Origin of the sequence: Actinacidiphila guanduensis (genome assembly GCF_900103985.1) — a bacterium.
Classification (GTDB): Bacteria; Actinomycetota; Actinomycetes; order Streptomycetales; family Streptomycetaceae; genus Actinacidiphila; species Actinacidiphila guanduensis.
The window spans coordinates 21,722-34,981 of record NZ_FNIE01000003.1; the positions used below are offsets into that span (position 1 = coordinate 21,722).

The window sequence follows — 13,260 nt, forward strand, 5'->3', positions numbered from 1 at the left end:
GGCCGTCCGCGGCCGCCTTCACCGAGCTGCTGCAGGACCAGCGTCGCGTGCTGGGCACCGACCACCCCCACACCCTAAAGGCCCGCGAGGCCCCGGCACTGTGGCGGAAACGCAGCAGCGAAAGCTCGGACATCAACGGCTGACAGCACCCTCTCATCCCGTGAAGCCATGCGCCTCACCGCGCCGAGGAATAGCCGCCCACCTGAAGGTTCGACCGCTATCCCTTGCTGCTTCGCGTCACGGTGAGGTCGGCGATGGCGTCGAGGAGTTCGTCGGCGTGCACGAGGCTGTCCAGAACGCGGTCCGCTCCTGCACGAGCCAGATCATCGCGGGGTGTGGTTCCAGAGGCTACGGCGATCACGGCTGCTCCGCCTTCGATACCGGTCCGCACGTCTTCCAGGGAGTCCCCCACGATCACGGTGTTCGACCGGTCGAAGGTTCCGCCGTAGCGTGCGGCAGCTCGTCCTTGGGCAATGCCGACGAGGGCAGGCCGGTGGGCGTCGTCGGAGGAGAATCCTCCGACGGATACGTCCACGTATTGGTCGAGGTCGAAGGCCCGGAGCTTGATCTCTGCGGACGGCTGCAGGTTGCCGGTGACCACCGTGGGCAGGAGACGCTCGCTGGCGCGGACTGCCTGGAGCGCCTCGGTGGCACCGTCCATAAGTTGACCTTCATCCCGCAGTTCCTGGAGTCTCTCAGTGAGGAGATGTGGGAGGAGGCTCACCATCTGCTCGGCGAGTGGCTCGATGTCGTGGTGGTCGACGCCGTTCGTCGCAAGCAGTTCCCGTACGGCCAGGGGCACCGTACGGCCGGTACCCCGAGCTGGAAGCTGGGTCGCCTCGCGGCCCGTCAGCTGGCGAAACGCGGCCCTGTAGACGGCGCGGTCGATCTGGCCGACATACATCAGGGTGCGGTCGATGTCCCATAGGACGAGGACGTCGGTCACTGCTGGCTCTCCGCGGTTGCAATTACCTGTCGTGTTCGTTCCGTCAGGTCTTTCGACCGCGGATCGTGCGTGCGCTGAAAGTACCCCGCGGTGGTGGTGAGGTGGTCGGCGAGTCTCGCGGAGTGGACACTGCCCGCAAGGCGTAGGGCGGTGTCTGCTGCTTCGAAGCCGCCGTCGCGATCGCCGGCGAGCAGATGCGCGGTAGCAGCGCGCGAGGCGAACAGGGCCTGCGTGCGCACTTCACGCGGGTTCGCTGCCGAGGCTGCTCGGGCGAAGTACGACGCCGCGGCCTTGTGCTCGCCCAGGTCGAGGTAGCAACTGGCGGTCTGGCCCAGGATTTCCCCGTCGTTCATCCAGTAGAGCCAGTGCGGGTCCAGTTCTGCGGGGTCGTGTCCGGCGAGGTCTGCGGCCCGGCCGAGGGCGCTCCGTGCAAGGTTGTCCTCTCCGAGTTTGGCGTGCCCGCGGGCCTGGCGGGTCAGGAGCATCGCCTCCAGGTGCAGGGTGGGAAGTGAGCGGATCTCCTTCCGGGCGGCCTGCATGGCGGTGACGGCATCGCGGGGGTCGCCGACCGAGTAGCTCTGGATGGCCAGGAAGGACAAGGCGGCTGCGCCGAATCGCGGGTCGCCGGACGCTTTCGCCGCACGCAGGGCTGCAAGGAGGGCGCCTTGGGCCAGGTCCTGGTATCCGGCGTCGAAGTAGGACCACCCGAGCTGAGCGGCGGTATCGGCTGCGATGCCGGCCAGACGGCGGCCCGTTTCCTCGTTGTAGCTGCCGGACTTCAACGCCTCGTGGACGACGCGGAGATGGGCCCGCGCCAAGCCGGCCACCGGGGCGCCGCCGGAGCTGGCGTCCATGGTCCGCAGATGGTCGATGGTCCCTTGCAGGCTTTCGACCAGTTCCGGGGTTACCCGGGCTCCGGACAAGGCTCGGTGCAGCGGCTCGGCCTCTGCGATTCCCCACTGATGGATGTAGGCGGTGAGGGCAATGCCCGTCAGAAGGAACTGGCGGCGGTTCGGGCGCATGGCGTCGGACTCCCCTCGCGTCGCATCGTATAGCGCCGCCACCATACGGTCCGTCGTCCACGGAGCGGCGGCCTCGCCCTGTTCTGAGCGTGAACCGGGGCTACGGCGAGGCGACTTGGTGGTTGTTGCTCCCACGTATCGGAGAGGGATTCCTACCAAACCGGCGGGAGTTCCGACGGCGTCCAGGAACTCGATGATCCTGTCGATGTGGGTCAGCCGTACCTTGCCGGCTTCCAGCCTGGACAAGTACCCCTGTGTCAGTCCGACCAGGTGGGCGAGGTCGTCCTGCCGTAGCGGAACGATTTCCCGCAGCCGCTTGCTGAGCCTGCCGAAATCCAGCTCGCGGAGGCTCTCCTGCACCACCACATCACGCCACACCCTGTCGGGTACGACTGATGCCTCGGCAGCGGTTCGTTGGCAGGGCCCGCAGAGACTTCCGTCGTCGTTGTATTCGCTGAGCCTGCAGCCACAGCGGTCACACCGCCGTGTGTCCATAGCGGCCTCTCTGTGATGGGAGCTCCACCTGTGGACAACCAGTGACTCGTATTTCTCCGCGAATATGCCTACGCGAATGGTCACTGGCGGCCACTCTCAGCCACCCTACTGCGACCGGCAGTTGCTCGGGGGTTCGCGCTCACATCGGCCTCTGGCACACGCCGCCTCGCACTTGCCGCGACCTTCACCGCTCCCGCGCACTCGCAGACCAACAGCCGACCGCCTCCGAGGAATGTGATGTCCCGTTCTCGACCTGCCAGCCACCGACTGCCGCGCGGCCGTGCTGGCGATGCTGCGGCGGGGGTCGCGCCTGCGGTGCGTTGCGGTCGCGCCGTCGGGAGCGTGGACGCGGTCGCCGCAGACCGGTTCGAGGGCGTCTTGGCGAAGATCCCAGCGATCCGAGCAGCACCCCGACCACTGGGCCCACCGACGTATCCGCCCCGGCCCCGGCAGTCTTCTGATCCCCTGCCCGGCCGCCACCGACCCCGTCGCCCAGTCCGCCCCCGTCGGAATGGGCGGCGGACCCCGCCTCATCGTCTTGATCCCCGGTCCACGGCCCTGCCGCGCGGGCGGCCATGACGCTCGGGGGTCGGTCGACATGTCCCCCGACCGGCCCCCGAGCCCACAGTGCGCCTGAACTGCCCCGCTTGCGATGCCGACCCTCTTCGTTCGTCCGGAGATCTCCATGACCGTCCGCACCGTCGGCGCCCCTGTGCGCTCGCGCCGCGAGGCCGCACGCGCCGACATACGCCGAGCGACCGGCGTGTCCGAGCGCGTGGAGCGTGCGCAAGCCCCTGCGGATTCGCAGCCAGCTAGCGGCCCGATACGCCCTGCTTCGAAGGCGGGCTCGGGTGAGGCCACGCAAGTATCCGCCTGCGTGCGGTTGAGCGAGGAGGCGCGCGCGTTGAGCCTGCCGCACTATCCCGCGGGCACCACGCTCGAAGGCGAGGAGCGCGCGCAATTCATCGCGGTGCTCATCAAGGCATATAAGAGGCCCGGCCGCCCCAGTCTGCGGCTGCTCGCCGAGGCAACCGGTATCGCGCGCACGCGCGTGCGCAGCCTGCTCCTGGAAGGCGGCGTGGAGCTGCGCCCCGTCGGCCGACCGGCCGCACCGCGGGCACCGCATGGGCCGCGCACTGAAGTCGACTGCCCGACTGGTAGCCCTGCTGGTTCGGGCGGCGGATCCCGCGCATCCGGCGGCCCCGGGTTGATCGCTGGGGCTCTGCCCTCGGCACCCGCTGGCGGGGGTGCCGGCCGGTCCTTCAGCGAGAGCCTTGGCGCACCGCCGGACGGACCACACGGCGATGCAGTAGATGCCATGGGGTTGCTGACGCCGGTTCAGGCCGAGGTGCTCCAGCTGATCGCCATGGGCCGGAGCGTCACGGAGGTCGGCCTCAGCCTCCGCCTGTCCTACGCCATGGTCACCCACCACCTCATCGGCGCAGGCCGCCGGCTCGGCAGGTACAGCGATGCCAGCCGGGTGGATGCCGCCCTGTCCACCGGGCAGATCACGCCTCTCGAACCGGTGCCGCCACCTCCCGCGCTCGACGAGACCGACCTGGCCCTCGTCCACGCCCTTCGGTGTCTGCCGGAGCGCGGCCGGATCGCGGCTCACACCGGCCTCGCCGAGGATCTGGTCCCCGGAGCCATCGATGCGCTGCTGGCCAAGGCGGGTGCGAGGACCCCGGCGCACCTGGTCGCTCTGGTCCACACCTGGCGCCTGCGCGCGCTGTCCCTGGCCGCCCGGACCGCTGGATCCGGTCGGGCCGACCCCGGCCGTGCGCTGCTTGGACCGAGCAGCGTCCAAGGCTCCGCCGCCCGACCCGTCGCCCCTCGGGACGGGCGGCGGACCCCACCCATCTCGTGCTCTTGCTCCCCGGAGTCCCGATGACCGCCCCTACGACCCCCCGCACTCACATCTCCGGCCCCGGCTCTCCTCGCCGCGATACGGCACCGGACTGCGCCGCCCCCTCCGGCAACACCGGCCGGCGCGGTGCACCGTCACCCGCTGCGACCGTGCCGGCCGCCGGCTCGGTGCCCTCGCCCGGGGCTCGGGGCCGCGGCTCGAAGGAGCGGCCGCAGTCGGCGATGCGGAAGGAGGCCGCGGAATTAGGACTGCCCTGGTGCCCTGAACCACTGCACGGCCACCGGCTGGAGGAGTTCACCAAGCAGATCGCAGCCGCCTACCAGGGACCTGGTAAGCCCGGGATCCGGCTCCTGTCCGAGGCGACCGGGAAATCCCGCTCGCGCGTCCACAGGCTGCTGAAAGCGGCCGGGGTGACGCTGCGTCCTCCCGTCGGCGGTCCGGGCTGGACAGCGCCCCCGGGATGGGCTCCGCCGCGCCGCCAGCCGCGGGTGTGGACCGCCGAGGAAATCGCGGAGTTGAAGCTGCCGCGCTACGCCCCGGGCACACGGCTGAGCAGCCAGGACCGCGCACGCCTTGCCGAACAGGTCGCCGCTGCCTACCTCGGGCCCCTCAACCCGGGCCTTGGCCTGCTCGCCCAGGCGACCGGGCTGTCGCGTTCGACCATGTACAACCTGCTCCTGGAAGCCGGGGTCTGCCTGCGGCCGGCCGGGCGCGAGCCCCGCACGCCGGCACCCCACCGCCAGGGGCAGCCTGCGGCCGACAGGATCAAGGAGCTGAAGCTGCCGCGCTACGCGCCGGGCACGCGCCTGACCGGCAGGAAGCGGGCCCGCTTCAGGCGCCGGATCGCCGCCGCGTACCAGGGGCCCAGCCAGCCGAGCATCAGACTCATCGCCCTGGCCAGCGGCATCCCGCCCTCGACAATCCGCAACCTGCTCGCCGAAGCCCACGTGGAGCTACGTCCCGCAGGACGCCACCCACGCAGCCGGCCTGCCACCCCCTAGCCCGGCCAAGCCGCACCGCTGCGGGCACTTCCCACCCGGCGCACCCCGCTGACCCCCCGTGCCGCCCCCACCGGGGCCGCCACTACACCCGACCGGAGATCCCGTTGCCCAGCCACCCCGTCCCTGCCGCCCCCGCAGTCTGTCCGCCGCCCCGGCCGCCGGTCCTCGAACTCGCCCTCGAAAGCGGAACCCTGACCGTGGCATGGCTGCACGCCGTGCGCGCGGCCGCAGCCGCCGGAGTCCACGACCTGGTCCTCACCGGCCCGCGCCCGGACCGCCACCCCGCCTCCCAGGCCCTGTGGGAATGCGGCACCGGACTCGGCATGCACGTCCGCTTCGCCCCGACACCGCCCACCACCGCGGCCGGCGACCACCGCGCACGCATCCGCCTCGCCTCCGACACGATCCCCCGGCTGATCATCCCCGACGGCATCCCCGTGCGCGACCTGCACACCCTCGGCCCCGCACTCCCCTCGGCCGTCGACCCCCAGCTCCTCCGAGCACTGGAAGACGCCGCCCGCGAAGGCACCGGCGAAGGCACCGGCGGCTTCCCCTCCCCGAACGCTCCTGCGGCACTGCCGTAAGGAGCCGGTCCGCCGCCCGACCCGCCCCCGTCGGGACGGGCGGCGGACCACCCCGACCACTCCCGCCCCTACACGCCCTGGTTCCAGGAGTCAGCGTTGACCACCCGCCAGCCCCGCCCGAAGACCGGCGGCCACACACTCGACCCGTCCGCCTCACCGCGCGCCCTCTACGGCGCCGAACTGCGCCACCACCGCGAGCGTAAAGGGCTCAGCCAGGCGGAGCTGGCCCGTCGCCTCTTCATCACGACCTCGCACCTGGCGAACCTGGAGTCCGGCCGCCGGCGCATCCACATCGAGCTGGCCCGGGAGGTCGACCGCATCCTGGAGACCGGCGACTTCTTCGTGCGGAACATCGACTTCGGCCGCGAGCCCTCCTCACCCGCATCGGTGGTCCCCATGGGCACGCTGGAACCGCAGGCCGTGGTCATCCGCGACTGGGACGCCCAGTTCCTGCCCGGCCTTCTCCAAACACGCCCCTACGCCCAAGCACTCACCGACACGCACAACGTCCCGAAAACATCGCCCAACGGCCGGGAGCAGCACGGCGCCACGAGGGTCCGCACCACGCCCCTGCATCCGGGCGCCACGACACCCAGCTACCACGTGATCCTCAGCGAGAGCGCCATCCGCCGCCCGGTCGGCACCGCCAAGGTGATGGCCGACCAGCTGCAGCTCCTCCTGCTGCTCGCCAGCGGCGGTCGCATCGACATACGCGTCCTGCCGCTGGGCGCAGAGCCCCAAAGCGCCCTGGCCAGTGCCCTGCGGATCATGACCCTCCAGGACGGCACGATCCTCGCCCACCTGCAAAGCCACCAGGCCGTCACCCGCTCCAGCGACCCCGCCGTCCTCGCGACCGCCTGGATCACCCGGGACTTCCTCCACACCGCCGCCCTGCCCCCCGACCCCTCCCTGACCCTGATCGCCACCGCCCGCAACGAATACGCCAAAGCCGCCCAGGCCAAAACCCGCCAGGCCCCGACCGCGACGGAGGCACGATGAACCCTTCGACCACAGCAGCGCCCCAGGAGGACCCGGCCCAAGCCGCCGAACCAGGTACCCCCGACGACGGGGACGACCTCGTCGGGGTCGCCACGTTCAATTTCGAATTGAACGGCCGCGGCAAGCCCGCCCTCCGGCAGGCTGCCTATGAACTCCTCGCCGGCCGCGGCATCCACCTGCTGTTCCGGCAGGAGATGCCCGGCGCCGACCAGGCCCAGCACGCCGTGATGTACGAAATGGAAGAAGCCCTCGGCCCGACCATGCGCGGCTGGCTCGGCGAGCGCTCCTGCACCGCCGTCTTCGCCGACACCCGCGTTTTCCGCCCCCTGGGCCACTGGGACAACCCCTGGGACGGCTTCAAGCTCCCGCCGACCGCCGTCACCCTGCAGTTGCGCGACGCCGGCGAGGACTCCACACCCATCATCGCCACCTCAGCTCATCTCAACTACGCCAGCGCGCTCCTGAGGGAGATCGAAGCCGGCTGGTGGTCCACCTTCAACGACAAGCGACTCACCCTGCCCAGCGGGCGCTGCTGCCACGCGGTGATGATCGGCGGCGTCGACCGCAACTCCTACCCCCACCGCATCCACAACGGACCGCCGCTACCGGAGCTGGGCAAGATCCCGGACCACCCGCACCGGGCCCACCGCTCCCGCCTCCACCCGGACGGCACCAGGGTCATGGACCAGGTCCCCGACGACCTCCTCCACACCGCCGGCCTGCTCGACATCACCGCCCACCTCTCCACGCGAGACGGGCACCGGCGCGAGCCAACGATGCTCGCCTACCCCACCCACGGCCCCGACGCCGCCGTCGACGCCCTCTACGCCAGCCGGCATCTACTCGCCCACCCGGACCTGGTCGCCTCCGTGGAAGTCATCGACGCACAGGAGATCTCCGACCACCAGATCGTCATCGCCCACCTCCGCCGCAGCGCCCTGGCGGCGGCCCTCGCCGGCCTCGACATCACCGCAGCCTGACCCACCCCGACTCCGACCAGGCCGCGACCCGGCTCGACTCGACCGAGACATCACCCAGGACACCGCACCCATGCCTGACCTCGTCCCTTACATCACCCTCCGCGACGGCGAGCAGGACACCAGCGACGCCGCTCTCACCGTCCAGCTAGTGGGCGGCGCGCCCGCCCTCGGCATCCCGCCCCGGCACAAACTCACGTACCTGGACGAGGCCGCCGAGGACCGCGACCCCCACGGCATCCTCCTCTCCCGCCACACCCAAAACCCCCTCGACGCCGGCGGACAGCCCACCGGCAAACCCTTCTGGAAGGCGGTCAACGCCGCCCGCCAACGCGAATGCATGGCCGCCTTGCTCTGCCACGTCTGCAAAGGCGAAGCCTCCAAGACCGACTCGGGTCTCCTCTTCCTCGACATCGCCGACGACGAAGCCCGCACCAAGCCCCGCTGGCCTCAAGGCTGGTCCACCACCCAGCCGCCGCTGTGCCTCCCCCACGCCAAGGCAGCCGCCGACCAATGCCCCCACGGCAAGCGGAACAACGGCTTCACCGCCCTACGCGTCGGACGGCCCCTCCTTGCCGGCATCCTCGGCACCCTCTACCGACCCAGCTCCATCCACCCCGGAGGCATCACACCTGTAAAGACCAACGGCGTCGAGGAAATGGTCTCCCTCCCCTTCAACCACCCCCACATCCCCATGCTCCTCGGCGTGCAATACCAAGTCGCCCTGCACAACGTCACCGAGGTCGACCTCAACGAAGAACTCGCCGCCGCCGGACTCGCCTGAAAGCCCCGTCCGCTCTCTGTCCGGCGCCTCGAAGGGGCACAAACCAGCTTGCGCCCTGCGACGTCGCCCGGGACCTCCTCGAACCCGCGACGGGCCCCTTCACCAACCAAGTGAGCGAACCATGGGTGTCCGCCCGCTCAGCACCGCTCGTTATCGATCGATCGCAAGATTCACGGCCCACTTCGGACCCTTCGAGCGCACTACCACAGATCCCCGGAACTCCCAAGGCGAGGAATATGCGGATCATCGCTGTCCAACCGCGCGGAGAACCGGAGGATCGCAGTGGGCAGCAAATTTCAGAGCCAAGGGCCCGCCTTCTTCACGTTGCCCCAGGCTGCCGCATACCTGGGAATCTCGCCGAACACCCTCTACGTGTGGCGCCACAGGAGGCAGGGTCCGCCCAGCTTCCGCATGGGGGGACGCGTCATGTATCGCATCTCGGCACTCGACGAGTGGATTGTCCAGCAGGAACGAGCTGACTCCCGATCGAATCAGGCGCTCAACCCACTGAATCGCAAGCCCCAACGCCGCGCACGGTGACAAGGGAGACCGCACCCAGCAACGACATCCAATCGACATCAGACCTGCCGTACACACCGGGATATGCATCGGGCCGAAGAAGCGTTCCGAACACCGTCCAGGAACCACTCGACGACCCGTGACCGGAGGATCTCAACCAGATGGCGGGATACATAGAAGACCGGTGGCTCAAGAAGAGGCCGAACAAGGCTACGGGGCAGCGCGATCGCACAGCCCTGTGGGGCAAGGGCATGCGCTACCGCGTCAAGGGCATACCCGGCGTGCAGGACAGGTCCTTCGAGACTCAGGCGGACGCCAAGCTCTGGCTGTCCACTGCCACGACGGACAGCAGGCGAGGAGAATTTGTCGACCCGCGCGACGGCGACATCACGCTCACCGAGTACATCGAGGAGCACTGGTGGCCGAGCAGGACCGATGAGCCGTCGACAGCAAACCCCATGCGCAGCCGCATTTGGAAACACATCATCCCGCTCCTGGGCTCCTACGCCCTTCGGGACATCGACGCCTCAGCACTGCGCACGTTCAAGGCGGAACTGCTCTCCCGGGTGGACGTCTCGACCGCGGAGATCATCTGGATCCACATGACCACGATCTTCAACGCCGCGGTCGACGACAAGCGTCTTCTCAAAAGCCCGGCGAAAGTGCACCGCACGGTCAAGAGGCCCAAGCCGGCCAAGAGCAAGGCCAAGGCGTGGAGCCGCGGCACCGTCGATTCCGTGCGGAATGGGCTGCAGGACCGCTATCACCTCGCCATCGACCTCGGACTCGGTCTGGGCCTCCGCCAAGGCGAGGCATTCGCGCTCGCCGAGGAGGACTTCGACTTCAAGGCCAGCCTTGTGCACGTACGGCGCCAGCTCCGATGGGACGCCAAGGGCCGCCCCTATTTCTGCCTCCCCAAGGGACAGAAGACCCGGGACGTCCCCCTCTCTCCCGCCCTGGCACAGCGCGTCCGCGCGCATTTCCGGCGATTCCCAAGCGTTGAGTGCACTCTCCCGTGGCGGAACCCCGATGAGCCCACCACCCGTCTTGAAGAGCGTCAGCGGCGGCCGATCACCGTCAAGCTCGTCCTGACCACCTCGCATGGGCTGAGGATCAACTACAAGACCTGGAACGAGCGGAGTTGGAAGCCCGCGCTCGCAGCGGCCGGGATCCTCCGGACAGCCGGCGAGAAGGTGGAGACGCACGGCGGGCGCATCCGGCGACACCCGGTCTTCGAGCTCTCCCGGTCCGACATGTTCCACGTCCTGCGCCACACGTACGCCAGCGTCCAACTGGAAGCCGGCGAGTCCATCGTCAGCCTGTCCGCGTGGCTCGGGCACTCATCGCCGAAGATCACCCTCGATCACTACGCCCACTTCATGCCCGGTGCGGGCAGGCACGGCCTCGCCGCGATGGACGGATGGCTGGCTGAAGATCAACAACCGGAAGTCCCTGAGAAGTCCCTGCCATGGTCACAGATCGCCCAAACAGCAACGAGTCCGCAGGTCAGCGCGGTATTTCGTAAACCGGCCCACATGAAGGTCAAGTACAAGGAGACCGCCCGCGGCGGCCTCGCGGTGAACGTCATCGAATGCTGACCCCGTAGAGCCCCTGATCCCATGATCAGAGGACTCGCGGCCGGCCGACCGGTACCGCCTCGTGTTGCCTGGTCAGAAGACGTCCGAAGGCGTCCGGCCACCGGCCGGCCCCCGAAGGCGTTCCGTGTCCCCCGGCACTACTCGCCAAGGCTTTGTCGGAGCCCCACAGACCAGAGGCACGGGCCTCGTTCCGCCCCGCCGGTCCAGCCCTTACCGCTTCAAGGCTCCAGAAGCAGGCGATCCCTGCACTTCGCTGCCACCAGTCCGCGAACTGTGCTCGGATGCCGTGGGGCATGACCTGTCGCGGATGACCGGCTCGCCCTGGAAGCCGCCGCTCCAAGCTGCCGACTCGCCATGGCCGTGACCCACGGCGGCTATGCGTCGGTGAACATGCCGGCGCGGAGCTTGGCCAGGATGCGGGCGAGCAGCCGGGACACGTGCATTTGCGACAGGCCGAGCCGACCGCCGATCTCGGACTGCGTGAGTTCCTGGCCGAAGCGCATCCGGAGGATCCGGCGCTCGCGGTCGTCCAGCGTGTCGAGCAGGGGGCCGAGCGTGTGGAGGTTCTCGAAGAGGCCCAGAGCGGGGTCGGCGGCGCCGATGGTCTCGGCGTAGGAGAGGAAGCCGCGTTCCCCGCTGCCGTCGCCGGTCGGCAAATCGAGGGAGCCGGCAGTGCAGCCGTTGGCGGCCAGCATGCCATCGACGACTTCGTCCTCGTCGATCCCCAGGCTCGTGGCGATCTGCGCCACGGTGGGCGCCGCGTCCAGCACCGTGGTCAGGTGGTCGCGCGCCTTGGCCAGTTCGAGCCGCAGCTCCTGCAGGCGGCGCGGTACGTGGACGGCCCAGGAGGTGTCACGGAAGAAGCGCTTGGTCTCGCCGACGATGTACGGGATGGCGAAGGTGGTGAACTCCGTCTCGCGGGACAGGTCGAAGCGGTCTATCGCCTTGATCAGCCCGACCGTGCCGACCTGGACAATGTCCTCCCACTCCTGCGGGCCGCGGCTGCGGAAGCGCCGGGCGGCGAAGCGTACCAGCGACATGTTCATCTCGATCAGCGTGCCGCGTACGCGGCTGAACTCCGCGGTCCCCTCCTCCAGAGTCCGGAGGCGGTCGAAGAACAGCTTCGACAGCTCCCGGGCGTCCTTCGGCGTGACCTTCGCCGGGTACGGGATGTGCGGCAGGCCGCCCCTAACCGGAACATCCTGGACCACCCGCGCCGGCGCTGTGGTCGTTCCCGTTGCGTGCGCGGCTACCGCCATGTGGAGTCCCAACGTTGTCAGTCGTGTCGCGGGTCGGTGACCTGCTGCCAGGCGTGCCGCGCGGGTCGCATTCCCGGACGCCGACGCCGTCAGGGGCCCCGCACCGGTGACGAGGACGATCGGGACGACCGCAGCTGTCATGTCCGTGCGCCGATCGGACGGCGGGGGGCCTGGCCTCCCTCGGAGTCCCAGAACCGATTCTCCGGCGGCGGTGCGGTCCGCCTCGTGCCTACCGCCTGCTTCGTCCACCAGGTCGCAGGGGGCCGAGGTCCGCAGCGGATCGGTCGCGGCATGAAGCTGCGGCCCGAACCGGCCGGGACCAGGGACGACCGCAGTGGCCGCGCAACGGAGGGCACTGCCTCGGGAGCCGCGGGAACGTCAGGAAGGCCGCGGACGCATCCGCGCGCCCTTGGCGTGTCGCCGTTCGTCGCAGTCATGACGCGAACCTCACCCCGGACCGGGGTCGACCGGACCGGTGGTCGTCGATCGCCGAAAACGACACGGGCGCGGGATGCGGGTGCACGGAGAACTCTCGGTGTCCCGACCCTACTCCCGTGCGGTCCCCGGCGGAGTACCCGCTCCGCCGGGGCCGCCGCCGGGCAGGAGTCCGTGGGGTGGGGGTCAGTGGGTGGGCAGGCGGCTCCACACCTCCGGCGCGGGCGCGTCCGAAGCCACGCCGGACACGCCGAGTCCCGTCCACGACCACGACCGGAACGCCGCCCGGGCGGGGGCGTTCCCGGGATCCACGAGTGCGATCGTCCGCGCGGCATCACTGCGGGCCAGCAGGTGGTCCACGAGGCGCGTCGCCACGTGCCGGCGCCTGCACGAAGGGAGGACCATCACCTCCGCGAGGGCGAAGACCTGTCCGGAGGCGGTGAGTTCCTCAAGATGGGAGGAGAGCGCCTGGTCAACGCCCCGCCACCACTCGCCCGAGCGGGAGACGCGGAACCCGTAGGCGCACCCCACCAGTTCCTCGGCCGCAGCCACCGCGAACTCGAAGTCGGGCTGCTGGACATGCCCTTCGAACCGGCGCAGGAAGTCCTGGCGGTCGCGGAACTCCTCGCCGGCCACGCCTACGTACGCCTCCACGTAGAGATCCGCCAACGACTCGCGCTGCTTCTCGGCCTGCCAACGCGTCAGCCTTCGCAGGAACAACTCCGCCATGTCCCCTCCTGTTCTCCCACGCCTTCGTGCGTCATTCCCCGGCCC

Annotated in this window: 12 protein-coding genes; 8 read left to right on the forward strand and 4 right to left on the reverse strand. The window is 69.8% G+C overall.

What is annotated here, in order from left to right; all coding sequences use genetic code 11:
* Nucleotides 1–217: 217 nt before the first annotated feature.
* Nucleotides 218–946 carry an HAD family hydrolase gene (locus BLR33_RS06455; RefSeq protein ID WP_093783320.1) on the reverse strand — a complete coding sequence of 243 codons (729 nt, stop codon included), beginning with the start codon at nt 944–946 and terminating at the stop codon, nt 218–220.
* Nucleotides 943–2,334 (reverse strand): helix-turn-helix domain-containing protein, encoded by a 1,392-nt coding sequence (locus BLR33_RS06460; RefSeq protein WP_245771218.1) that lies wholly within the window; start codon nt 2,332–2,334, stop codon nt 943–945. Before BLR33_RS06460 ends, BLR33_RS06455 begins: the two co-directional genes overlap by 4 nt.
* A gap of 814 nt (nt 2,335–3,148) precedes the next feature.
* On the opposite strand from BLR33_RS06460, the gene BLR33_RS34680 reads away from it, so the two are divergent.
* The 8 genes from BLR33_RS34680 to BLR33_RS06500 all read left to right on the forward strand — a co-directional run bounded on the left by BLR33_RS34680 (nt 3,149) and on the right by BLR33_RS06500 (nt 10,792).
* Nucleotides 3,149–4,354 (forward strand): helix-turn-helix domain-containing protein, encoded by a 1,206-nt coding sequence (locus tag BLR33_RS34680; protein ID WP_143031649.1) that lies wholly within the window; start codon nt 3,149–3,151, stop codon nt 4,352–4,354.
* A gap of 197 nt (nt 4,355–4,551) precedes the next feature.
* Nucleotides 4,552–5,331 (forward strand): helix-turn-helix domain-containing protein, encoded by a 780-nt coding sequence (locus tag BLR33_RS06470; protein ID WP_143031650.1) that lies wholly within the window; start codon nt 4,552–4,554, stop codon nt 5,329–5,331.
* A 197-nt stretch (nt 5,332–5,528) separates the two neighbouring features.
* Nucleotides 5,529–5,915 (forward strand): hypothetical protein, encoded by a 387-nt coding sequence (locus BLR33_RS06475; protein WP_093783323.1) that lies wholly within the window; start codon nt 5,529–5,531, stop codon nt 5,913–5,915.
* 96 nt (nt 5,916–6,011) lie between these two features.
* Complete coding sequence (locus BLR33_RS06480) at nt 6,012–6,914, forward strand: helix-turn-helix domain-containing protein (RefSeq protein WP_093783324.1); 903 nt, start codon at nt 6,012–6,014, stop codon at nt 6,912–6,914.
* Nucleotides 6,911–7,894, forward strand: coding sequence for a hypothetical protein (locus BLR33_RS06485; RefSeq protein ID WP_093783325.1), 984 nt, complete (start codon nt 6,911–6,913; stop codon nt 7,892–7,894). The genes BLR33_RS06480 and BLR33_RS06485 overlap by 4 nt, the downstream gene beginning before the upstream one ends.
* A 70-nt stretch (nt 7,895–7,964) precedes the next feature.
* On the forward strand, nt 7,965–8,675 hold the full coding sequence (locus BLR33_RS06490; RefSeq protein WP_093783326.1) for a hypothetical protein: 711 nt from the start codon (nt 7,965–7,967) through the stop codon (nt 8,673–8,675).
* Between the two features lie 282 nt (nt 8,676–8,957).
* Nucleotides 8,958–9,215: a helix-turn-helix transcriptional regulator gene (locus BLR33_RS06495; protein WP_093783327.1), complete on the forward strand. Its 258-nt coding sequence runs from the start codon at nt 8,958–8,960 to the stop codon at nt 9,213–9,215.
* A gap of 140 nt (nt 9,216–9,355) precedes the next feature.
* Nucleotides 9,356–10,792: a tyrosine-type recombinase/integrase gene (locus BLR33_RS06500; RefSeq protein WP_107408847.1), complete on the forward strand. Its 1,437-nt coding sequence runs from the start codon at nt 9,356–9,358 to the stop codon at nt 10,790–10,792.
* A 374-nt stretch (nt 10,793–11,166) separates the two neighbouring features.
* On the opposite strand, the gene BLR33_RS06505 is transcribed toward BLR33_RS06500, so the two are convergent.
* Both BLR33_RS06505 and BLR33_RS06510 read right to left on the reverse strand, forming a co-directional pair.
* Nucleotides 11,167–12,051 (reverse strand): SigB/SigF/SigG family RNA polymerase sigma factor, encoded by an 885-nt coding sequence (locus tag BLR33_RS06505; protein WP_093783328.1) that lies wholly within the window; start codon nt 12,049–12,051, stop codon nt 11,167–11,169.
* Nucleotides 12,052–12,672: 621 nt separating this feature from the next.
* On the reverse strand, nt 12,673–13,215 hold the full coding sequence (locus tag BLR33_RS06510) for a GNAT family N-acetyltransferase (RefSeq protein WP_093783329.1): 543 nt from the start codon (nt 13,213–13,215) through the stop codon (nt 12,673–12,675).
* Nucleotides 13,216–13,260 lie beyond the last annotated feature (45 nt).

Excerpts from the sequence above, each read along its gene's own strand:
- BLR33_RS34680 (WP_143031649.1), top strand. The coding sequence starts at position 3,149 with ATGACCGTCCGCACCGTCGGCGCCCCTGTGCGCTCGCGCCGCGAGGCC.
- BLR33_RS06470 (WP_143031650.1), top strand. The coding sequence starts at position 4,552 with ATGCGGAAGGAGGCCGCGGAATTAGGACTGCCCTGGTGCCCTGAACCA.
- BLR33_RS06485 (WP_093783325.1), top strand. The coding sequence starts at position 6,911 with ATGAACCCTTCGACCACAGCAGCGCCCCAGGAGGACCCGGCCCAAGCC.
- BLR33_RS06490 (WP_093783326.1), top strand. The coding sequence starts at position 7,965 with ATGCCTGACCTCGTCCCTTACATCACCCTCCGCGACGGCGAGCAGGAC.
- BLR33_RS06500 (WP_107408847.1), top strand. The coding sequence starts at position 9,356 with ATGGCGGGATACATAGAAGACCGGTGGCTCAAGAAGAGGCCGAACAAG.
- BLR33_RS06505 (WP_093783328.1), bottom strand. The coding sequence starts at position 12,051 with ATGGCGGTAGCCGCGCACGCAACGGGAACGACCACAGCGCCGGCGCGG.
- BLR33_RS06510 (WP_093783329.1), bottom strand. The coding sequence starts at position 13,215 with ATGGCGGAGTTGTTCCTGCGAAGGCTGACGCGTTGGCAGGCCGAGAAG.